The sequence below is a fragment of the uncultured Pseudosulfitobacter sp. genome (genome assembly GCF_963976325.1).
Lineage (GTDB): Bacteria > Pseudomonadota > Alphaproteobacteria > Rhodobacterales > Rhodobacteraceae > Pseudosulfitobacter.
The window spans coordinates 283,262-303,963 of sequence record NZ_CAXBJW010000002.1 but is presented as its reverse complement, the minus strand read 5'-3'; the positions used below and the strand labels follow the sequence as shown (position 1 = coordinate 303,963).

Annotated in this window: 20 protein-coding genes and 1 tRNA gene; 8 read left to right on the top strand and 13 right to left on the bottom strand. The window is 63.3% G+C overall.

All coding sequences use genetic code 11. The features are described 5' to 3' along the window. Positions 1 to 186 precede the first annotated feature (186 nt). Both AAC077_RS08670 and AAC077_RS08665 read left to right on the top strand, forming a co-directional pair. A complete protein-coding gene (locus tag AAC077_RS08670) occupies positions 187 to 1,398 on the top strand; it encodes an FAD-binding oxidoreductase (protein ID WP_339768555.1) in 1,212 nt (403 codons plus the stop codon). Positions 1,399 to 1,409: 11 nt separating this feature from the next. Beyond that, a complete protein-coding gene (locus AAC077_RS08665; RefSeq protein WP_339768553.1) occupies positions 1,410 to 2,249 on the top strand; it encodes an NAD(P)-dependent oxidoreductase in 840 nt (279 codons plus the stop codon). A gap of 36 nt (positions 2,250 to 2,285) precedes the next feature. Here the strand turns inward: AAC077_RS08665 and pcaG are convergent, their stop codons facing one another. The 4 genes from pcaG to pobA are packed head-to-tail and all read right to left on the bottom strand — an operon-like array spanning position 2,286 to position 5,179. Next, entirely contained in the window at positions 2,286 to 2,891 is a 606-nt protein-coding gene (pcaG, locus tag AAC077_RS08660; protein WP_339768551.1) for a protocatechuate 3,4-dioxygenase subunit alpha, read from the bottom strand. After that, positions 2,891 to 3,622: a protocatechuate 3,4-dioxygenase subunit beta gene (pcaH, locus tag AAC077_RS08655; RefSeq protein ID WP_339768549.1), complete on the bottom strand. Its 732-nt coding sequence runs from the start codon at positions 3,620 to 3,622 to the stop codon at positions 2,891 to 2,893. Before pcaH ends, pcaG begins: the two co-directional genes overlap by 1 nt. After that, a complete protein-coding gene (pcaC, locus tag AAC077_RS08650) occupies positions 3,619 to 3,999 on the bottom strand; it encodes a 4-carboxymuconolactone decarboxylase (protein WP_339768547.1) in 381 nt (126 codons plus the stop codon). Before pcaC ends, pcaH begins: the two co-directional genes overlap by 4 nt. Before the next feature lie 10 nt (positions 4,000 to 4,009). After that, positions 4,010 to 5,179: a 4-hydroxybenzoate 3-monooxygenase gene (gene pobA / locus AAC077_RS08645; protein ID WP_339768545.1), complete on the bottom strand. Its 1,170-nt coding sequence runs from the start codon at positions 5,177 to 5,179 to the stop codon at positions 4,010 to 4,012. Positions 5,180 to 5,274: 95 nt separating this feature from the next. Between pobA and pcaQ the strand changes: the two genes are divergently transcribed. Further along, a complete protein-coding gene (gene pcaQ, locus AAC077_RS08640; protein WP_339768542.1) occupies positions 5,275 to 6,183 on the top strand; it encodes a pca operon transcription factor PcaQ in 909 nt (302 codons plus the stop codon). A 77-nt stretch (positions 6,184 to 6,260) separates the two neighbouring features. Here the strand turns inward: pcaQ and AAC077_RS08635 are convergent, their stop codons facing one another. The 3 genes from AAC077_RS08635 to AAC077_RS08625 all read right to left on the bottom strand — a co-directional run bounded on the left by AAC077_RS08635 (position 6,261) and on the right by AAC077_RS08625 (position 9,330). Further along, positions 6,261 to 7,802 (bottom strand): tripartite tricarboxylate transporter permease, encoded by a 1,542-nt coding sequence (locus tag AAC077_RS08635; protein ID WP_339768540.1) that lies wholly within the window; start codon positions 7,800 to 7,802, stop codon positions 6,261 to 6,263. Between the two features lie 12 nt (positions 7,803 to 7,814). Continuing rightward, the gene (locus tag AAC077_RS08630) at positions 7,815 to 8,246 is read right to left on the bottom strand and encodes a tripartite tricarboxylate transporter TctB family protein (RefSeq protein ID WP_339768538.1); all 432 of its coding nucleotides are present in this window, start codon (positions 8,244 to 8,246) and stop codon (positions 7,815 to 7,817) included. Positions 8,247 to 8,340: 94 nt separating this feature from the next. Beyond that, complete coding sequence (locus tag AAC077_RS08625; RefSeq protein ID WP_339769492.1) at positions 8,341 to 9,330, bottom strand: tripartite tricarboxylate transporter substrate-binding protein; 990 nt, start codon at positions 9,328 to 9,330, stop codon at positions 8,341 to 8,343. Between the two features lie 171 nt (positions 9,331 to 9,501). Between AAC077_RS08625 and AAC077_RS08620 the strand changes: the two genes are divergently transcribed. Genes AAC077_RS08620 through AAC077_RS08610 form a run of 3 tightly spaced genes read left to right on the top strand, consistent with a single transcriptional unit; the run spans position 9,502 to position 12,615 of the window. After that, on the top strand, positions 9,502 to 10,173 hold the full coding sequence (locus tag AAC077_RS08620; protein ID WP_339768536.1) for a response regulator transcription factor: 672 nt from the start codon (positions 9,502 to 9,504) through the stop codon (positions 10,171 to 10,173). Further along, positions 10,166 to 11,554 (top strand): sensor histidine kinase, encoded by a 1,389-nt coding sequence (locus AAC077_RS08615; protein ID WP_339768534.1) that lies wholly within the window; start codon positions 10,166 to 10,168, stop codon positions 11,552 to 11,554. The genes AAC077_RS08620 and AAC077_RS08615 overlap by 8 nt, the downstream gene beginning before the upstream one ends. After that, positions 11,551 to 12,615, top strand: a complete 1,065-nt coding sequence (locus AAC077_RS08610; RefSeq protein ID WP_339768532.1) for an extracellular solute-binding protein — start codon at positions 11,551 to 11,553, stop codon at positions 12,613 to 12,615. The genes AAC077_RS08615 and AAC077_RS08610 overlap by 4 nt, the downstream gene beginning before the upstream one ends. 2 nt (positions 12,616 to 12,617) lie before the next feature. Here AAC077_RS08610 and AAC077_RS08605 read toward each other — a convergent pair whose 3' ends face one another. Together AAC077_RS08605 and AAC077_RS08600 are read right to left on the bottom strand one after the other, a co-directional pair. Then, positions 12,618 to 14,303, bottom strand: a complete 1,686-nt coding sequence (locus tag AAC077_RS08605) for an amidase (protein ID WP_339768530.1) — start codon at positions 14,301 to 14,303, stop codon at positions 12,618 to 12,620. Then, positions 14,300 to 15,331: an agmatine deiminase family protein gene (locus AAC077_RS08600; protein ID WP_339768528.1), complete on the bottom strand. Its 1,032-nt coding sequence runs from the start codon at positions 15,329 to 15,331 to the stop codon at positions 14,300 to 14,302. The genes AAC077_RS08605 and AAC077_RS08600 overlap by 4 nt, the downstream gene beginning before the upstream one ends. Positions 15,332 to 15,523: 192 nt before the next feature. Here AAC077_RS08600 and AAC077_RS08595 point away from each other — a divergent pair, with 192 nt between their 5' ends. After that, positions 15,524 to 16,396 (top strand): NAD(P)-dependent oxidoreductase, encoded by an 873-nt coding sequence (locus AAC077_RS08595; RefSeq protein ID WP_339768526.1) that lies wholly within the window; start codon positions 15,524 to 15,526, stop codon positions 16,394 to 16,396. A gap of 32 nt (positions 16,397 to 16,428) precedes the next feature. Next, positions 16,429 to 17,259: a MaoC family dehydratase N-terminal domain-containing protein gene (locus tag AAC077_RS08590; RefSeq protein WP_339768524.1), complete on the top strand. Its 831-nt coding sequence runs from the start codon at positions 16,429 to 16,431 to the stop codon at positions 17,257 to 17,259. Between the two features lie 75 nt (positions 17,260 to 17,334). Here the strand turns inward: AAC077_RS08590 and AAC077_RS08585 are convergent. The 4 genes from AAC077_RS08585 to AAC077_RS08570 form a co-directional block, all read right to left on the bottom strand. Then, positions 17,335 to 17,411 (bottom strand) — tRNA-Pro (locus AAC077_RS08585). 68 nt (positions 17,412 to 17,479) lie between these two features. Next, positions 17,480 to 18,376 (bottom strand): DMT family transporter, encoded by an 897-nt coding sequence (locus tag AAC077_RS08580; RefSeq protein WP_339768522.1) that lies wholly within the window; start codon positions 18,374 to 18,376, stop codon positions 17,480 to 17,482. Between the two features lie 107 nt (positions 18,377 to 18,483). Then, positions 18,484 to 19,590 (bottom strand): 3-isopropylmalate dehydrogenase, encoded by a 1,107-nt coding sequence (leuB, locus tag AAC077_RS08575; RefSeq protein WP_339768520.1) that lies wholly within the window; start codon positions 19,588 to 19,590, stop codon positions 18,484 to 18,486. A 66-nt stretch (positions 19,591 to 19,656) separates the two neighbouring features. Next, entirely contained in the window at positions 19,657 to 20,667 is a 1,011-nt protein-coding gene (locus AAC077_RS08570) for an endonuclease/exonuclease/phosphatase family protein (RefSeq protein WP_339769490.1), read from the bottom strand. Positions 20,668 to 20,702: the final 35 nt, after the last annotated feature.

Below are 20,702 nucleotides of genomic sequence, written 5' to 3'. Positions count from 1 at the left end.
AAGTGGAACGGGGGCAGGAACCAGACGCTTCCGTAGGGTCAATCCGGGACCGTTTTGCGGGGTTCGGTGCCGGGTGGTTCGGCCAAGGCTGCACTTTTTCGGCACTGCCTGTTTCACAGACCCTTGGCAAGGAACCGTCAAGCGTGTTGTGGTCCGCTGAAACTCTGATGGATCAGGATCAAACCGATGACTGCCCCCAATTTTGCCCCACCACACCGCGACAGCTATGACGTTATCCTGATCGGCGGCGCGATGTATGGATCTTCGGTGGCGTGGTGGCTGACGCATCTGGGTTTTGACGGCCGTATCCTGGTGATCGAACGCGATCCCAGCTATGCGATGTGTTCGACCGCGCACACCAACAGTTGCATCCGCCAGCAGTTCAGCAACGAGGTCAACGTCCGCATTTCGCAGTTCGGGGCGGATTTTGTCCAGAATATGCGCGACCATATGGGTGACCCACAGGTGCCGAACCTGCCGATCCAGTCGTTTGGCTATATGTATATGGCCGAGACCGAAGCGCAGGCGGAAAATTTGAAGCAGGCGCAGGTGGTGCAGGCTGCGTGTGGGGCAGGGACGCGCCACATGACCGCCGCCGAGATCAAGGCAGCCTATCCGTTCTACAACACCGATGACATCATCGCGGGCAACCACAACCTGATCGACGAAGGCTACTTTGACGGCGGCACCGTGTTCGACTGGTTCCGCAAAGGCGCGCGGGCCGGTGGCGTGGAATATGTGGCGAACGAGGTGACGGGGCTGACCCTGAATGCGGCAGGCACGCAAGTGACAGGCGTGACGCTGGCCACGGGGCAGGTGATTGCCTGTGGCACTGTCGTGAACGCTGCGGGGCCGCGTGCGGCCAGAGTGGCCGCGATGGCGGGCATTCCGCTGCCGGTGGAGCCGCGCAAGCGGTTCACGTTCGTCTTTGCCGCAGCACAGCGGCTGGACCGTGACCTGCCGCTGACCATCGACCCCAGCGGTGTGCACATGCGCAGCGATGGATTGTATTACATGGCGGGCTGCCCACCCGATGACGACGCCGCTGTCGATGCCGACGATTTTGCACCCGATTACAGCATCTGGGAAAACAAGGTCTGGCCGGTTCTGGCCCACCGCGTGCCCCAGTTCGAGCAGATCAAGCTGGTGAATGAATGGGTCGGCCACTATGCCTTTAACACGCTGGACCAGAATGCTATTCTGGGACCGCATCCAGAGGTTTCGAACTTCATCTTCGTGAACGGGTTCTCGGGCCACGGCCTGCAACAGGCCCCCGCAATCGGACGCGGCACCGCCGAGATGATCATACACGGGGCGTATCGGTCGCTTGACCTGACCTCATTCCACTTTGACCGGATCGCACAGGGCGCAGGCTTTGTCGAAAAGGCCATCATCTAAAGGACTAATACATGCTGAACAAAATCGTACTGACAGGCGCGGCCGGCGCGTTGGGCCATGCCCTGCGCGAGCAGATGTCGAAAATGGCCAAAGAGCTGGTGTCGACAGACATCGGTGAAGCGCAAGGCGATCTGTTGCCAAACGAAACCTGGGTCACCGCCGATCTGGGCGATTTCGACCCCATTCTGAAGATGATGGAAGGCGCCAGCATGGTCGTCCATTTCGGCGCCATCGCCAACGAATCCGATTTCGATTCGATCCTGCATTCGAACTTTCGCGGCACCTATAACATCTGGGAGGCCGCGCGGCGGCACGGGGTGCAGCGGGTTGTCTATGCGTCGTCGATCCATGCGGTCGGAATGTATCCCAAGAACCAGCATATCGGCGTCGACACGCCGCACCGTCCCGACACGTTCTACGGTCTGGCGAAATGCTTTGGCGAAAACCTGGGCCGCATGATGTGGGAGAAAAACGGGATCGAGGCCGTTTGCCTGCGCATCCTGTCCGCCGCCCCCGTGCGCAGCACGCGCGCCTTGGGCACGTGGCTGTCGATGCCCGATCTGGTGCATCTGGTGACCCGCGCGATTGACACGCCGACCACCGAATTCACGATTGTTTACGGCGTGTCCAACAACGACCGCTGCCCCGTGGACAATTCGGGTGCGGCATTCTTGGGGTATAAACCGCAGGACAATGCCGAGCAGTTTGCCGAGGAAATCTTTGCCCAAGCGGCCCCTGCCGATCCGTCTGACCCCGCACAGACCCGCCATGCCGGCCCGTTCGCCACGATCCCGTTCGGGCAGGGCGTGGACCTAAGCAAGATGGGCGGCAGTCAGAAGACCGACGATTGAAGCAAAGGGCGGCGTTTGTGCGCCGCCCCGTTGCCGTCAGATGTCGAAAAAGATCGTCTCGTCCGGCCCTTGCAGGTGGATGTCGAACAGATAGGTGCCATCGTCCTGCGGTTGCCCCATCAGGGTCGGCACGCGCACCTGATGTTCAATCCGCTTAAGCACCGGGTCGGCGGCGTTGGCCTCGGATTCGTCGGCGAAATACATCCGCGTATGAAGCCCAAGGTTGATGCCGCGCGCCACGATCCAGAAGGTGATGTGCGGGGCCATCGGCGTGCCGTCGCGGTTTTGTACGGCTCCGGGTTTGATCGTCTCGAACCGGAACGTGCCGTCGTCCATATCCGTGGGGCAGCGGCCCCAGCCGTAAACGTCCGCGTCCGCACCATCCTGACCGGGATAGATGCCGCTGGCGTCGGCATGCCAGATTTCCAGCAGCGCATCGCGCAGGGGCGTGCCTGTGCCGTCCAGCACACGGCCCTTGATCGTGATCCGGTCGCCCTTTGGCGCGTTGCCCAGCATTGTCGTGCCCAGATCGGCATCGTAAACGCCTGTAATTCCGCTGAAATTCGGTGTCAGGCCGATGTGAACATAGGGGCCGGCCGTTTGTGACGGGCTTTCCTTGAGGTTGTCCAGCTTCTGTACCATCACAGCCCCTCCATCCGGTTTTCGAACATGGTCTGACGAACGCCACGCAGGACGATGTCAAATTTATAGGCGCGTGCGTCCATCGGCACGGTGCGGCGCATGTCCAGCGCGGCCACCAGCGTTTCAATTGCTTCGCGCGACGGGATCGTGCCGACGATGGGGCACTGCCAGATCATCGGGTCGCCTTCGAAATACATCTGGGTGATCAGACGCTGGCCAAACGATTGGCCGAAGATCGAAAAGTGGATGTGCGCGGGCCGCCAGTCGTTCGGGCCGTTGGGCCACGGATATGGGCCGGGCTGAATGGTGCGGAATTCGTAGTTGCCCTGTTCATCGGTGATCACACGCCCGCACCCGCCAAAGTTGGGGTCCAGCGGGGCAAGATAGCTTTCTTTTTTGTGACGGTAGCGGCCACCGGCGTTGGCCTGCCAGACCTCGACCAGCGCATTCGGCACACCGCGCCCGTTCTCGTCCAGAACGCGGCCATAGACGATGATGCGCGGACCGATGGCGGACTGGCCGTCAGTGGCAAAGTTGTGGATCAGGTCGGCGTCTTGGAGGCCCAGAATGTCGCGCGTGAACACGGGGCCGGTGTCTTCGCTTAGCGTCGAGGGCATCGAAATGGGCGCGGCGGCAGGCGAGCGTTTGATGCTGGTTTTATAGGGTGGCGTCAGCGCGGCAGGGTGCCAGGTGCGGTCGCGGTGGAACAGGCCGGAAGGTTTTTGTGTCACTGGGTTTCCTCCATTTCGGCATAGGTCGCCTTGGCCAAGGCTATCGCGTGGTTGGCTTTGGGAACACCCGCATAAATCGCAACGTGCTGGAACGCCTCGATCACGTCCTGTTTGGTTGCCCCTGTGCGGGCGGTGGCGCGGATGTGCATGGGGATTTCCGAAAAGTTGCCGGTCGCCGCCAGCAGGGCCAGCGTCAGCATCGACCGCTCGCGGCGGCTGATGGCGTCACTGGCCCAGACGGTGCCCCAGGCGGCTTCGGTGATCAGCCCCTGAAACGGTTGGTCAAAGTCGGTCTTGTTGGCCTCGGCGCGGTCCACGTGGGCGTCGCCCAGAACCTCGCGGCGCACTTTCATGCCGATGTCTGTCTTGTCGTTCATTGGAAAATCCTCAGTAGGGCAGGCCGACGTAGTTTTGGGCCATTGCGGCCTGGGCGGCAGGGCTTTGGCGCAGGAAGGCCAGTTCGGCCAGTTGCATTTTCTTATCGAAATCCGACTGTCCGGGATAGGTGTGCATCAGGTTCGAGAACCACCAACTGAACCGCTCGGCCTTCCAGACGCGGGCAAGGGCGCGTTCGGAATAATGGTCGATGCCGTCGCTGTCGTGGTCCAGATAGAACTGTTTCAGCCCGTTATACAGGTAATGCACATCGGAGGCGGCGGTGTTCAGCCCCTTGGCCCCTGTCGGCGGGACAATATGCGCGGCGTCACCGCACAGGAACAGCCGCCCCCAGCGCATCGGCTCGGTCACAAAGGACCGCAGCGGCGCGATGGATTTCTCGATGCTGGGTCCGGTGACGATGGTGTCGGCGGCGCTTTGCGGAATGCGGCGTTTCAGCTCGTCCCAGAATGCGTCGTCGGACCATGCGTCAACGCTGTCGGTGACGGGGCACTGGATGTAGTAACGGCTGAGATGATCGTTGCGCATACTGCACAGCGCAAAGCCGCGTTCCGAATTGGAATAGATCAGCTCGTCGTCGACGGGGGGCGTTTCCGACAGGATGCCGAGCCAGCCAAAGGGGTAAACCTTTTCGTATTCGCGGCGCTGCGTCTCGGGGATGGTTTTGCGGCTGACGCCGTGGAACCCGTCGCATCCGGCGACAAAGTCGCAGTCGATGCGGCTGGGCTGTCCGCCCTTGGTGTAGGTGACGTAGGGCGCATCGGTCTTGGCGTCGTGGATCACCACGTCTTCGACCTCGTAGATGGTTTGCAGCCCTGCCTTGTCGCGGGCCTGGTACAGGTCGCGGGTCACTTCGGTCTGGCCGTAAACCATGACCGAACTGCCGGTGTGTTCGGCAAAGTCGATGCGGAACATATCGCCGTCATAACCGACCATGGTGCCGTCGTGAATGTAGCCTTCGGCATGCATCCGTTCGGACACGCCCGCCTGTTCCATCAACCCGACCAGCCCGCGTTCCAGCACACCGGCACGGATGCGTGACAGCACGTAGGCTTGGGTTTTGCGTTCCAGAACAATCGCGTCGATGCCTTGGGTGTGCAGGAGTTGGCCCAAGAGCAGGCCGGACGGTCCACCACCGATAATGACAACTTGAGTGCGCATATAGATTTCCTTCTCCTGCCGAAGAACTTACTGCTGTTTCTGTGCAGGTAAATTGATATGTTAGGCATTAAACTTATCAGTTTTGGTAACTGCCCATGAATCCACGCATCAAATTCCGCCACATCCAGTGCTTTGTCGAAATTGTGCGGCAGGGCAGTCTGAAGGGGGCCTCGGAATGGTTGAGCCTGACCCAACCCGCAGTGTCACGCACGCTGAAAGAGCTTGAGGAAACGCTGGGGGCCACATTGCTAGAGCGCGACAGGGGCGGCGTGACCCTGACGCCGCAGGGCGAGGTGTTCTGGCATTTTGCACAAACGTCGCTGGCCGCCTTGCAACAGGGACTGGACGGTGTGGACCAGATGATGCGCGGCGGGCGCACCGTGGTGGCGGTGGGGGCGCTGCCGTCGGTCGCGGCCAGCCTGATGCCGCAGGTGGTGGCGCACCTGGCGGATGCGGCGCCGCTTTTGCAGATGCATATCGTCGAGGGCGCGCATGGCGATCTGGTGGGGCGGCTGCGCGCGGGGGCCTTGGACATGGTGATCGGACGGCTGGGGGCGGTCGAGACGATGCAGGGTCTGTCGTTCACCCAGCTATATACCGAAGTGGTCGACATGGTCGTGCGCCCGGATCATCCGCTGCTGCGTGCGCCGAACCTTGCCGGGTTGCGCGACTGGCCGGTGATCTATCCGCCCCGCGACAGTGCGATCTATGGGCTGGTCGAGACGTTCATGCTGGCCAATGGCATCGGTGATCTGCCGAACAAGCTTGAGACGGTTTCGGGTGCCTTTGCCCATGTCTACACGCCTGCGTCGGACGCGGTCTGGATCATTTCGCACGGGGTTGTCGCCCCGGCGCTGGCCGCGGGTCGGTTGGTGCGGTTGCCGTTCGACACATCGCCAACGCGCGGTCCGATTGGTGTGATGACCCGCGCGGGGCAGACGCCTGCGGCGGCGTCGGACACTGTGCTGATGGCCACGCGCAGGGTGCTGGCAGTCCGCAACTGACCCGCGCGGATCCATGTGCGATGGCATCGGCGGCGCGGCGGTCCGCTTGGGGACTGTGCCGCGCCGCCTGCTTTCGTTTAGTCCGAGATCGACCCTTCGTCGTCGCCGCGCTCGTGCATCTTGGCCTTGACCTTGCGGCCCACGATCAGGGGCAGGATGAACCCGATGATCGCAACCAGCCACAGACCTATCGCCAGCGGGCTGTCGATCAGCGTAAACCAGTCACCGTTGTCGATGGTGATGGCGCGGCGCAGGTTGTTTTCCATCGCGTTGCCCAGAAGCGTGCCCAGGATGATCGGCACCAGCGGCACGTCCAGTTTGCGCAAGACCCAGCCCATCAGGCCAAAGCCGATCATGACCAACAGGTCGAACGACGACCCCGAGATGCCGTAGATGCCGACAAAGGACACCATTGCCACCACGGGCATCAGGATGCGCGGCGGCACCATCAGCACACGGGTGAACAGGCCCACCATCGGGATGTTCATCGCCAGCAGCATAAAGTTGGCGATGAACAGCGCCGCGATCAGACCCCAGACCACGTCGGGGTTCTGGGTGAACAGCAGCGGTCCGGGTGTGATGTTCAGCGACAGCAGAACCGCCAGCAGAACTGCGGTGGTCCCAGACCCCGGAACACCCAGCGCCAGCATCGGCACCAGCGCGCCACCGGCGGCGGCGTTGTTGCCGGCCTCGGGTGCGGCCACGCCGCGCGGGTCGCCTTTGCCGAAAGTTTTTCCCTCTTTGTCAACCAGGCGCTTTTCGAAGGAATACGAGATGAACGACCCCAGCGAGGCCCCTGCACCGGGCAGAACGCCCGCGATAAAGCCCAGAATGGTCGAGCGGATCATCGTCGGTGTGGTTTGCTTGAGCATAGACATGGGCGGTGTCAGGCGGCCCACCTTGATCTTGGCGGCAGAGGCGTTGGCGTCGCCGTGGCGGTTTTCAAGGAAGATGAAAACCTCGGACAGGGCAAACAGACCCACGATCGCCACAAGGAAATCCAGACCGTCGTACAGGTGCACTTCGCCAAAGGTAAAGCGCGGCACGCCGGTTTGGGTGTCCACGCCAATCATCGCCAGACCCAGACCCAGTGCTGCGGCAAAGGCCGATTTCGCCTGATTGGTCGACGACACGCCGCCCAATGTCATGAAGGCCAGCGCGAACAGGGCGAAGTATTCGGCAGGGCCGAACAGCAGCGCGATCTTGACCAGTTGCGGCGCCAGAAAGATCAGACCCCATGTGGCAAAGAACGCACCGACGAAAGATGCGATACCCGAAAGGGACAAGGCCTGACCGGCCATGCCTTTTTTCGCCATCGGGTAGCCGTCAAGACAGGTCATCATTGCCGGTTCGTCACCGGGGATGTTCAGCAAAATCGACGAGATCCGCCCGCCGTACATGGCACCGTAGTAGACCGAGGTCAGCAGGATCAGTGACGCGGTCGGCCCAAGGCCAAGGGTAAAGGCCAGCGGGATCAGGATCGCCACGCCGTTCGATGGTCCAAGGCCGGGCAATGCGCCCATGATGGTGCCCAGAAAACAGCCCAGCAGGGCCAGAAGGATGTTCTGCCACGTCAACGCGATGGCAAAACCGTCAGCAAGAGATGCGAAGGTTTCCATAAGTCGGCCTCCTTAAAATCCGAGGGGACCACGCGCGAGCGACAGGCCCAGCACGAGGTGAAAAATGACATAGATGCCCACAGACGTGCCCACACCCGTCGCAACCGAGGCCAGCAGCCCCGAGCCCAGACGCCAGGTCAGGTATGCGGCGGCAAAGCAGGTGGCGATGATGAAACCCAGCTCAGGAAGCAGTTCGGCATAAAGCACCATGACCACCGCCGCCGCGAGGATTTCGGCCAGACGGCCAAGGCTGGGCCATTCGGGGGATGCGTCGGGCTTTAGCACAATCGCAAGCGAGCTGAGGCCAAGGATGGTGGCGATGATCAGGGGAAAGGCCTTGGGGCCCACGGCGTCGGACAAAAAGCTTTCTTCGATCGCGAATGCGGCAAATGCAAAGCCGATTGCGAGAAGGATGCCGACGACGCCAAAAATACGATCCGTCATGGGATGATCCTTTGCTGGAATGTCGAGGGGATGATGCACGCGGGGCGCCGCAATGTGTTGCAGCGCCCCTTGGGATAAGCGGCCTGGGGGCGGCTTACTTGATGATACCGATTTCGCGCGAGATGGCGGCGATTTCGGCAACGTTGTCAGCGACGAAAGCTTCGAAGTCCGCGCCTTGCAGGTCCAGCGGGGCCAGACCGTTGTTGGCCATAACCTCTTTCCACTGGTCGCTGGCGTACAGATCACCGATTTTCGAAACCCATGCGTCATAGGCTTCGTCGCTCATGCCGCCGGGGGCGTAGAAACCGCGCCAGTTGGCGCCGATGGCATCAACGCCCTGTTCCTTGGCTGTGGGGAAGCTGGCGAAATCGCCTTCCAGACGCTCGGGCGACAGAACCGCGATAACGCGGATGTCACCGCTGTCCACGAACCCTTTGGCTTCGGATGCGTCGCCGGTAAAGGCCTGAACCGAACCGGCCAGCAGTTGTGTCACAGCCTCGCCGCCGCCGTCAAAGGCGATGTATTTGACCGTGCGCACATCGTCGATGCCGTACGCATTGGCCGCGATCAGAACCTTCAGGTGGTCCCAGCCGCCAACAGCCGAACCGCCCGCGACCGAAATGCTGGTGGGATCGGTTTTGATCTTTTCAAGCAGCTCGGGCAGGTCCTTGATTTCGCTGTCTGCGGCCACGGCGATGACACCGTAGTCAGCGCCAACCGACGCGAGCCAACGGACCTGATCCATGGTGTTGCCCGGATAGGCACCCTGCGCCAGACGTGTGGCGGTGGCGGAGGATGCCGCGACGATCAGGTCGTTGCTGTCGTTGCGTTTGTTGACCACTTCGGCATAGGCCACGCCACCGCCACCACCGGCCAGATTGACGACCTGCATGGTCTTTTCGATCAGCCCTTCGTCTTGCAGCATCTTGCCGACCTGACGGCAGGTGAAATCCCAACCGCCGCCGGGGTTGGCGGGGGCGATGCATTCGGGGCTTTCGGGGGTAAAGCCCTGGGCCTGAGCGCCTGCGGCGAATGTCGCCACAAAGGCTGCGGCGATGGTCAGGCGGCTTGCCTTGGTGATCATGCTGATCATGGGTGGTCCTCCACTTTTATATCTGTCGGGCTGTCGCGTTGCCCGAATTCCGTGCCAACGCACTGCAATTTGCAGTCTCCTCGCGTTTGGCTGATAAGACTTTAGGCGACAAAGCTGTCGTGAACCTGTCATGTGGACGCAGGGCAGTCAGGGGAGGGGCTGATGCGGGTATTGATCGTGGAGGATGCCACGGATGTCGCCGAAGCCGTGGCCATTCGCCTGCGCAAGTCCGGCATGGCCTGCGATGTGGCCGACTGCGTCGAGACCGCCGAGGATTTTCTGGCGGTGCAGAGTTATCAGGCGATTGTTCTGGACATCAACCTGCCTGATCGCAACGGCACCGCGCTGTTGCAGGACATGCGCGCGCGGGGTGACCGCACGCCGGTTCTGATGCTGACTGCGCAGTTTTCCGTGGACGACCGCATTTCGGCGCTGAACCTCGGGGCCGACGATTACCTTGTGAAACCCTTTGACCAGCGCGAACTGGATGCGCGGCTGCGCGCCCTGATGCGCCGCGAGGCCGCGCAGAAATCAGACGAGGTCGCGCTGGGTCCGTTGCGGTTTTCGGCGGCTGCCCTGACCGCGACGCTGGATCAAAAACCGCTGGACCTGACCCGCCGCGAGGCGACGCTTTTGGGGATGCTGATGCGTCACCAGGGGCAGGTTGTCAGCAAACAGCGTCTCTATGACGGGCTGTTTGCCTTTGACGACGCCGATGTCGGGCTGAACGCGATCGAGCTTTATATCGCGCGGCTGCGCAAGAAACTGGCCCCGTCAACGGTGCGGATCGAGACGCAGCGGGGCCTGGGCTACCGGATTTTTCAGGATGACTAGCGCCCTGCGCGGCGGGCCGCGGACGCTGCTGGCGCGGGTGATGATCGGGGTCTTGTCGCTGCTGGCGCTGGGCGGTGTGGTGGTGGCGATTGCCACGTTCGAATACGGGCGCAGTGCGGCGCGGCAATCGTTTGACCGGTTGCTGGTGGGCGCGGCGCAGGACATTGCGGAATCGATCAGCATTTCAGACGGCGCGCCGCTGGTCGATCTGCCGGTGTCCGCGTTCAGCCTGTTGTCGCTGGCGGCGGACGACCGCATTTTCTACGCGGTGCACGAATCCGATGGCCGTTTGCTGACCGGCTATGACGGGTTCGACCTGAGCGCGGTTGTGAAACAGGATTTGGCCCGCCCGGTGTTCTATGACGGAAACATGCAGCAAGAGGCTGCCCGCTTCGTGACCGTGGCCCGCCCATTTGCCGAACGCGCCTATTCGGGGCGGATATTCGTGACCGTCGGCCAGACCCTGCGGGCGCGCAGTGCGCTGGCGCTGGACCTGACCACGCGCGCGCTGATGCTGACGGGGGCGGTGGGGGTCGTGCTGCTGGTCAGTGCGTTTTTAGTGATCCGGTCGGCCATGCGCCCGCTTGAGGGGCTGACGGCCGAACTGTCGCGCCGCGATCCTTACGACCTGACGCCGATGCCCACGGGCGGTCCTGCGGAAATGGCTGTGATGGTGCAGGCGATGAACCGTTTCATGTTCCGGCTGGACCGGCAGGTGGGCGCGATGAAGAACCTGATTTCGGACACCGCGCACCAGTTGCGCACGCCAGTGGCCGCGATCCGCGCACAGGCGGAGCTGGCGCTGGAAGACGATGAGGATAACCGCGCACAGCGGTTGCAGCGGATGGTGCGGCGCACGCGGTCGCTGGGCACGCTGCTGGACCAGATGCTGTCGCGCGCGCTGGTGATCCACCGCACGGAAAACGCGGCGCCCACGCCGGTGGATTTGCGGGACATCGCGCTGAGCGTTCTGGAAGGGGTCGACCACGACCCAGACACCGAGGTGCACCTGAGCATCGGGGACGCGCCGGTGATGGTGCTGGCGGACGAGATTTCGATGGGCGAGGCGGTCAAGAACATGCTGGCCAATGCGCTGCGCCACGGGGTGGCCCCCGTGGTGATCGGCGTTTCGGGGGGTGACACGCGCAACCAGATCTGGGTGCAGGACGCAGGGCGCGGACCTGCCGCGGATGTGCTGGCCACCATGGGGCAACGGTTTGAACGGTCCGCCGCGTCGAAGGGAAACAGCGCGGGTTTGGGGCTGTCCATCGTCCGCGCGGTGGCCGAAGCGTTTGACGGCCAGATGCAGATGGGCCGCGTTGCGGACGGGTTTCGGGTGACGCTGACCTTTCCGGCCAGCGCCGAAGGGGGCGCCCCGTGATCCGCCGTATGTTCCAGCGACTTATCTTTGCCAGCTTTGGCCTTGCGATGTGCCCGGCCCCCACCACGGCGCAAGAAGCCGTCGCGCAGTTCATCGCACCCGGAGCAGCACCCGACACCGAACTGACCCTGCGATCAACCACGGATATCGCGGTCCTTAGCCCGGCCTTGCAGGCCTTTGTGGCGCTTTATCCTGAGGTTCGCCTGAATTACGAACAATGGGGGTCGAACGCGCTTTATGCAGAAAGCCTTGCGGTTTGCGCGGGCGATGCTGCCGCTGTGGACGCTGTGTTTTCGTCCGGCATTCACCAGATGGTCGATCTGGTAAACCGCGCCTGCGCCAGCCCCTACAGTTCGGTCACGACCGCCGCCTTGCCCGCCGCACGCCGCTGGCGGGACGAGCTGTGGGGGGTGACCAAGGAAGCGGCGGTGGTGATCTATAACACCGATCTGGTGCCATTGGACGAGGCTCCGCGCACACGGTTCGACCTGTTGGACCTGATGCGGCGCAAGCCCGCGACCTACAGCGGCAAGATCGCAACCTATGACATCGAGGCATCGGGGCTGGGCTATCTGTTCGCCTTCATGGACAGCCAGCAGGCGACCACATTCGGTGGCTTGCTGGAAGGGTTCTCGCGCGTGGATGCCGTGGCCACGTGCTGTTCCGCCGAGATCATTTCAGGCGTGAACAGCGGGCAGTATCTGCTGGCCTATAACGTGCTGGGGTCCTACCTGGATTTTGCGTCATTTGCCAATGTGGGCGTGATCTATCCGCAGGATTACACCCTGTTCCTGTCGCGGGCCTACATGATTCCGAAAACGGCACAGCATCCGCAGAACGCCGCCCTGTTGCTGGATTTCCTGCTGTCTGCGCAGGGGCAGGCGATTCTGGCGGACAGCAATCTGGTGCAACGTGACAGTGCCGACGAGACGGGGTTAGAGCAAAGCATCCAGCGGTATATCTCCATAGACCCCACGCTTTTGGTGGCGATGGACCGCCAGCGCCGCACGCTGTTCGAGGACAACTGGCGCACCACGTTCGACAGGGCGGCGCTGCCCTGAGGTCAGTCCGCCGTGCGCGGTGGCGGGGTTCGGTAGGGGCCGGTCGCCTCGAACGCGCAGGCGATGGACAGCAAGTTGTTGTCGTCATAGGCGCGTCCGGCGAATGTCAGCCCGACGGGCATGCCGATGTCGGCCATCGTGCCCATCGGCACGGATACTGTCGGAATGCCCAGGTGCCGGATCGCCAGATTGCCATTGGCGACCCAAACCCCGTTGCGCCACGCCAGATCGGCCGAGGCGGGGTTTGTGTCGGCATCGGCGGGCCCCACGTCGGCGACGGTCGGAAAGATCACCGCATCAAGGCCAAGACCGTCCATCCAGTCCTCAAGGTCGATGCGCCGGGTGTCTTCCAGTCCTTGTAGGCCGTCGGGAAGCGTGGGGATTTTGGTGAAATCCGTAACGGGATGCGCGCGGGCGTGGGCGGGATAGTGGGCGATGTCGTCGTCAAATCCGGTGTAGCGGTCGGGCAGGCTGCCGTTGGGCGCGGGAAAGATCTGTGCGCCGTCCACATCGGCAAGGCGGTTCAGGGACGGATCGTCGTTGGCCCGTAGAAAGTCGTCCCAGCCCCAGACGGACAGATCGACAATCTCGCGTTTCAGATACTCTGCCGACACCAGCCCGCGCGTGTTAATCTTTGGCGCGCCGGGGCGGTCGCCCTCGTAGTTGGTGATGACGGGGAAATCGACCACGACGACTTCTGCCCCCGCCAGTTCCAGTGCTTTGCGCGCCTGTTGCCATAGCGCAATGACCGACGCGCGTGTTTCGATCCGCTGGCCGGTGGGGCCGCCGATGCCCGCATCCTGCGCCGTGCCGACATCGCGGTCGGCATTGATATACATCGCAGGCACGCCAAAGCGTTTGCCGCGCAGGGTGCCCCCGGCCAGCGCCGGATAGGACGCGGGACGCACGTCTGAGGCGCGGGGCAGCGTCAGCCACGGCTGCGCACGCCAGAAATCGCCGCGGGTCTCGGGGTCGTCGTCCACGATCACATCCAGCACTTCAAGCAAATCGGCCATGCTGCGGGTGTGCGGCACCACCACGTCCATCGTCGGCACCAAGGGCCAGTTTCCCCGCACCGAGATCACGCCGCGGCTGGGTGTGTAGGCACACAGCGCATTGTTCGACGCAGGCGCCCGCCCGCTGGACCATGTTTCCTCGCCCAGACCGAAGGCGGCAAAGCTGGCGGCGGTGGCGGTGCCCGAGCCGTTCGACGAACCCGATGCAAAGGCAGCCGTCAGATAGTCCGCGTTATAGGGCGATTCCGCGCGGCCATAGACGCCGCGCTGCATCCCGCCGTTGGCCATGGGGGGCATGTTGGTCAGCCCGATCAACACCGCCCCCGCCTTGCACAACTGCGCGATGGCAAAGGCGTCGTCGGTGGCCATCAGATCGGCAAAGGCGGGTGATCCCGCGGCGACGGTCAGCCCCTTGGCCTTGTAGCTGTCCTTGGCCGTGTAGGGGATGCCGTCCAGCGGGCCGCGCACCTGTCCCGCCGCCCTGCGTGCATCCGAGGCGCGGGCGTCGGCCAGTGCGTCGGGGTTCAGCACGGGTACCGCGTTCAGGCAGGGGCCACTGCTGTCATAGCGCGCGATGCGATCAAGATAGGTTTCGACCAGTGCGACGCTGGTGGTTTCCCCTGTCTCTAACGCGGCCCGAAGGTCGGCGATTGACGCTTCAACAACGTTCATTGGGCGCGCGGTTTCGGCTGCTGCTGGGTGATGCAATGCACGCCGCCGCCGCGCGCGAACAGTTCGGTTGCATCGACGCCCACGACCTGACGGCCCGGATAGGCTGCGGCCAGGATCTCTTGGGCCTGCGCATCGGCGCGGGGTTCGTTGAAGGCGCAGGCGATGACCGCGTCGTTGATCACCAGATGGTTCACATAGCTCCAGTCGACGGGGCCGTGGTCGTCGGTTTGCGTCTCGGGCGCGGGCAGGTCGATGATCTGGAAGCTGCGGCCCTGGGCGTCGGTTTCCTGCGCCAGTTGCGCGCGGATGTCTTGCATCACGGCATGATCGGGGTGCGACGGGTCGCGTTGATCATGCAGCAGGATCACGCCGGGTGACGGCAGACAGGCCACGATGTCCACATGTCCGCGCGTGCCAAAGGTCTCATAGTCCCGCGTCAGTCCGCGCGGCAGCCAGATTGCTTTGCTGGCCCCCAGCGTGCGGGCCATTTCCTCGGCCACGCGCGTGCGGTCAAGGTTGGGGTTGCGCCCCGGGTCCAGTTGCACGGTTTCTGTCAGCAGTATGGTACCCTGACCGTCCACATGAATCCCGCCACCTTCGTTCACCAGCAACGAGGGGACGACGGGCACGTCTTCCAGATCGGCAATAAAGCGGGCCAGATCGCGGTCGTTGCCGCTGGCTGTCCAGTCGCCGCCGCCCCAGCCGTTGAAAATCCAGTCTACCGCCGCCAGTTTGCCATCGGCGTCGTGCACAAAGGTCGGGCCGGGGTCGCGCATCCAGAAATCGTCGATGGTGCGTTCATGGATGGTGATCCCGGCCGACAGCATCCGTTTGGCACGCGTCCTTTCGGTGGGGTCGACGATGATCGACACCGGTTGGAATTCGGCAATGGTGTTGGCCACATGCGCCCAGGCGGCGTATCCCGCCTCGCGCTGTACGCTGGTGTCGCCCAGCGTTTGACCCTCGCGCGGGAAGGCCATCCAGATGCGATCCTGTGGGGCGGTTTCTGCGGGCATATGCCAGGACATGTGGCGTCTCCTGTAAGTGGCTTGGCGTCTGTGGCAGGGTCTATAAGACGCCCGAGGTTAGACGGATTTCATACGAAGGTGTAAAGTCCCTTTGCATCATAGGTGATCAAGCCGGCCGATCATGGAACAGCCCGTTCCCTTTTGTCGCGCGGCGTGGTTCTGTCCGCGCGGAAACGGAAAGAGGTCAGTCAGATGACAAAAGTCGGAATTATCGGCGTCGGGCTTATGGGGCACGGCATTGCAAAGAACATCCTGCAAAAGGGCTGGGACTTGGGCTTTCTCGATCATCCGGGCAATCAGCCCACCGATGATCTGGTGGCGCTGGGCGGCACCGCGTGGGGCAGTGCGGCCAAGCTGGCGGAAACCTGTGATATTCTGCTGGTCTGCGTGACCGGCACACCGCAGGTCGAGGATGTGCTGATTGGCAACGGTGCCGCACTGGCCGCGTTGCGGGCGGGGGCGGTTGTTGTGGACTGTTCCACCGCGATCCCCAGCTCGACCCGTGCGCTGGCCGCGCAGGTGCGTGACAAGGGCTGTGATTTCGTCGACGCCGCGATGACCCGCACGCCGAAAGAGGCGGAAGAAGGGCGGCTGAACCTGCTGGTCGGCGGCGCGGCCGCGACAATCGAGCGGGTGCGTCCATTGTTCGATTGCTTTGCCGAAAATATCTTTGTCGCAGGCGGCGTCGGAAGCGGTCACCAGTTGAAGCTGACGCATAACATCATCTCGCTGGGCACGGCGACGCTGATTGCTGAAGTTGCCGCCTGTGCCATTCAGGACGGTATGGACCCCGAGGCCATGGTCGATTGCCTGCGCAAGGGGGGTGCCGGTGGTGTGGCGTTGGAACGTGTCGCGCCGTATATTCTTGAGGGCAGCACCGACGCGCTGCGGTTTTCGATCCAGAACGCGTTCAAGGATGCGGGGTATTATACCCAGATGGCCACCGAACTGGGCGCGTCCCGTTTGATGGCGCAGGCTGTGAATGACACGCTGGCCGGGCTGGTCGAACGGGGCAAGGGCGAGGCGTTTGTGCCCGAGCAGGTGACGTTGCTGCAAAAGCAGTAACGGCAGAGAACCGACCGGACAGAGGGACCAAGATGGACATTGACCATTTGCGCCGCTGGATCGGCCGCACCGAGACGCAATCCGAATGGGTCACGCCGTCGCTGGTGCAGCGGTTCAACGCGACCTTTGACCGCGAGGGCGACACCAGCCCGGGCAGTGCGGCGCCGTTGCTGGTGCATCTGTGCCTGGCACCGCCAGCCGCCCCGACATCGCAGTTGGGGCCGGACGGACATCCGGCGCGCGGTGGCTTTTTGCCGCCCGTGCCGTTGCCGCGCCGGATGTGGGCAGGCGGGGCGTTTGCCTTTCACGGCGTGATCCGCGTGGGCGAGACCGTTACCCGTCGCTCGTTGATTAAGGATGTGGTCGTGAAAGAGGGGCGCAGCGGGACGTTGTGCTTTGTCACGGTTCTGCACGAGATCGACAGCGACGGGCGGTCGGTGCTGACCGAACGGCAGGATATCGTCTATCGCGGTGCGGACACGCCGGGGGCGGCGGACAAAGTGTTGCCCCCAGCCCCGCACGGCGCGCACCGGGTGCAGGTTGATCCCTCGGCCGCGCTGCTGTTTCGCTATTCGGCGCTGACGTTCAACGGTCACCGCATTCACTATGACGCGCCATACGTGCGGGGCGAGGAAGGGTATCCGGGGTTGATCGTGCACGGGCCGATGCAGGCGACAATGCTGGCGCAGTTCGCGGAAACCATCAAGGGCGCGCCACCCGCTCAGTTCGATTTCCGCAGCCTGTCCCCGCTGTTCGATGACGCCGATTTCACGTTGAACGCGACCGAGGAGGGTGCGGGCCTAAGGCTGTGGACAGCCTATGTTGACGGTCCTGTGGCGATGGAGGCGACAGCGACGTGGTAAGGGGGGGTCATTTCACATCTTGCCATAGGTGACAGCCCAAGGGGCGAAGCCATCTGGCGCTGCGTTTGGTGAAACTGGTCGGGCTGAGAGGATTCGAACCTCCGACCCCCTGCTCCCGAAGCAGGTGCGCTACCAGGCTGCGCTACAGCCCGACCGTGAGGCCGCGAGGTAGCCCCTTTGCCCATATTTGGCAAGTCTGAATCGCCATGGCCCCCTGAAATCAGGGGCGGCGGGCGGCGATGGGGGGTGTGATTGCAGCGCCGGGTTTGGCCCCCGCTTCGCGGAAAACGATGTACAACCCCGAGCCGATGATCAGCGCAGCACCCAACAGTGTCTGCCCTTTGGGGTATTCGGAGAAGAACAGGATGCCGAACAGGGTGCCCCAGATCAGTTGCGAATATTGCATCGGGGCGACCAGCGCCGCCTCGCCGCGTTTGAAGGCCTCGATCATGCACAGCATGGCCACGAAAGAAAACAGCGCAACGATCGCCAGCCCGCCAAAGGCTGGCCCGCTGACCGGTTCAAAGGTGAACGGCATGACTGCACCCAGCAGCACGATGATGCCCAGCATCGGGTACAGGATCATCAGCGGCAGCCGTTCCGAGCCGCCGATGCGGCGGGATGAGATGTGGACCATCGCGTTGCCGATGGCCGAGGCCAGCGCCGCCGCATGGCCAATGTTCAGCGTGTTGGTGTCGGGGCGCAGCACCACCAGCACGCCGGCCAGTCCCACCAGCACCGCCGTGGCACGCCGCCAGCGCAGCACCTCGCCCAGCAGCGGGACCGCCAGCAGGGTGACCAGCAGGGGGGCCGCAAACAGGATCGTATACGCCTCGGCCAGCCGCAGAACCAGAAACGCATAGAAAGCGCCCAGCGTTGCCACCATCACCGCCACGACGCGGATCGCCATCCACAGCGGGTTGGCGGGACGCAGGGTGCCGGGGGTGGTGTCGCGGATCAGCAGCAGGATGACATAAGGCAGGCCCAGCAGATAGGCAAAGAACGCGATCTGCACGGCGGGCAGCGTGGCGCCCAGCGATTTGATGATCGCATCATGGGCGGAATAGATCAGACAGCCCAGCAGGGCGATCAGGATGCCTTGGATATTGCGCGACATGGGATGACCTCTTGGAACCTGCGTTCGGCTTGGCCGGAATTTGAAAGGGCTTCAAGGGGTCGTATGTGTGCCCGCGCCGCATAGGGCGGGCACACGGTGGTTTCAGGTCACAGCGACGCGTCAAGTGCGGCCAGAATCGCGTCGCCCATGCCGGTGGTGGAAACAGGTGTCACACCTTCTTCGCCCAGCAGATCGGCGGTGCGCACACCGTCGGCCAGCACTTTTTCAACAGCGGCTTCCAGACGGGCAGCCTCGTCGCCCTGGTCAAAGCTGTAGCGCAGCGCCATGGCGAAGCTGAGGATACAGGCAATCGGGTTCGCCTTGCCCTGACCCGCGATGTCGGGGGCCGAGCCGTGTACCGGTTCGTACAGCGCCTTGGGGCGGCCGTCGGCGTTGGGTGCGCCCAAGCTGGCCGAGGGCAACATGCCAAGGCTGCCGGTCAGCATCGCGGCGCAGTCGGACAGGATGTCACCGAACAGGTTGTCGGTGACAATCACGTCGAACTGTTTGGGCGCGCGCACCAGCTGCATCGCACCGTTGTCGGCGTACATGTGCGTCAGCTCGACATCGGGGTAATCGGTATCGCGCACTTTTTGCACGACTTCGCGCCACAAGATGCCGCTTTCCATCACGTTGGCTTTTTCCATCGAGCAGACTTTGTTGCCACGGCGGCGCGCCAGTTCAAAGGCCGAGCGTGCAACGCGGTCAATCTCGGATTCGGTGTAGCGTTGGGTGTTGATGCCCACACGCTCGTTGCCTTCTTCGAAGATGCCACGGGGTTCGCCAAAGTAAACGCCCGAAGTCAGCTCGCGCACGATCATGATGTCCAGACCGGCCACGATGTCCTTTTTCAACGACGAGAAGTCGGCCAGCGCGTCAAAGCATTGCGCCGGGCGCAGGTTGGAAAACAGGTCCATTTCCTTGCGCAGGCGCAGCAGGCCGCGCTCGGGTTTTACGCTGAAATCAAGGTTGTCATATTTTGGCCCGCCCACGGCACCCAGCAAAACGGCGTCGACTTGCAGGGCCTTGGCCATCGTGTCGTCGTGCAGCGGTGTGCCGTGTTTGTCATAGGCGGCACCGCCCACAAGGTCCTCTTCCACGTCAAAGGCCAGGTCACGCTTGGCACCGAACCAATCGATGATGCGTTTCACTTCGGTCATGACCTCGGGGCCAATGCCGTCCCCGGGAAGGATCAACAGGGAAGGGTTCGACATGGGCTTTTCTCCTCGGAAAATTGGGTTGCAAGGGGCGTAGCGCGGCGGGTTGGAAGCGTCAAGTTGTCACCGTGTCAGGTCGACCCAGACAAGCCGGTGGCGGCTGGCCGTGGCAACGGTTTCTGCCAGCGGATCGGTCGGATCGGGCCAAAGGACGCCGCTGCCGATGATCGTCCAGTCGGCCGAGGGCAGGGCATAGTCGGCGCGCAGGTTGCCGGGTGTGGGGTCGTCCCAATCTGCGGTGTCGGTGGCATCGCCAGCGGCAGCGGCACCGGCGCTGGTGGGGGCTGTGTCGGTCAGGCGCGGGTCGCCCAGCAGTTGGCGCATGGTCGCGCGGCGGCCGTCGCCTGCATCGGGGTCCAGATTGGCATCGCCCAGCAGCACAAAACGGTCGGTGGGGGCAGGACCGAATGCGCCGTCCAGATAGACCTGCCAGAACCGTGTCTCGTCCGCATTGCGCAGGCCGTTGCGATCCTCGGGGCTATCAAAGACGGGCGGTGTGGCGTGATAGGTCAGCAAGGTGATGCGGCCCATGTCCGGGATGTCTATTGGCACAACCCAGTGGCCGGTGGTGGACAGCCTTTGTGCGGCTTGGGCCTGTGCGCTGGGAAAGGGTCCGGCGTCGCTGCGGGGCAGGGTGGCCCCCGGCAGGTCGGCCCACAGCAGTCCCGAGAAATCACGCACCGCTTCGCGGGCCACCGGATAACGCGAAAGGATCGCCATACCGCCCTGCCCCGAGAAGGTGCCGTACCCTTGGGCGTCGCGCGGCCCGCCCAGACGCCCGTCGCCGTCCATATCCAGGCCCGTGGGCATACCCGTATTGGGCCGCAACGCGAACTGGTGGGGGTAGGTCAGGCCCTTCGCCCCGAGCGCCTTGGCAAAGGCCGTCAGCGCCGCGCCCGTCAGGTCATAGTCGAACCCTTGCAGAACCACGATGTCGGCTTGGGCGTGAACCAGCACAGCCAGCACCGCATCAACCTGCGCGTCCTTGCCGCCAGTGATGTCACGCAGCAGCAGGCCGGGGCCCTTGCGGGCCAGTTCGGTGTTGTAGGTGGCAATGCGCAGGCTGTCCGCCAGCGCGGGTTGGGTCAATAGCGCCAGCGCGCAGACCC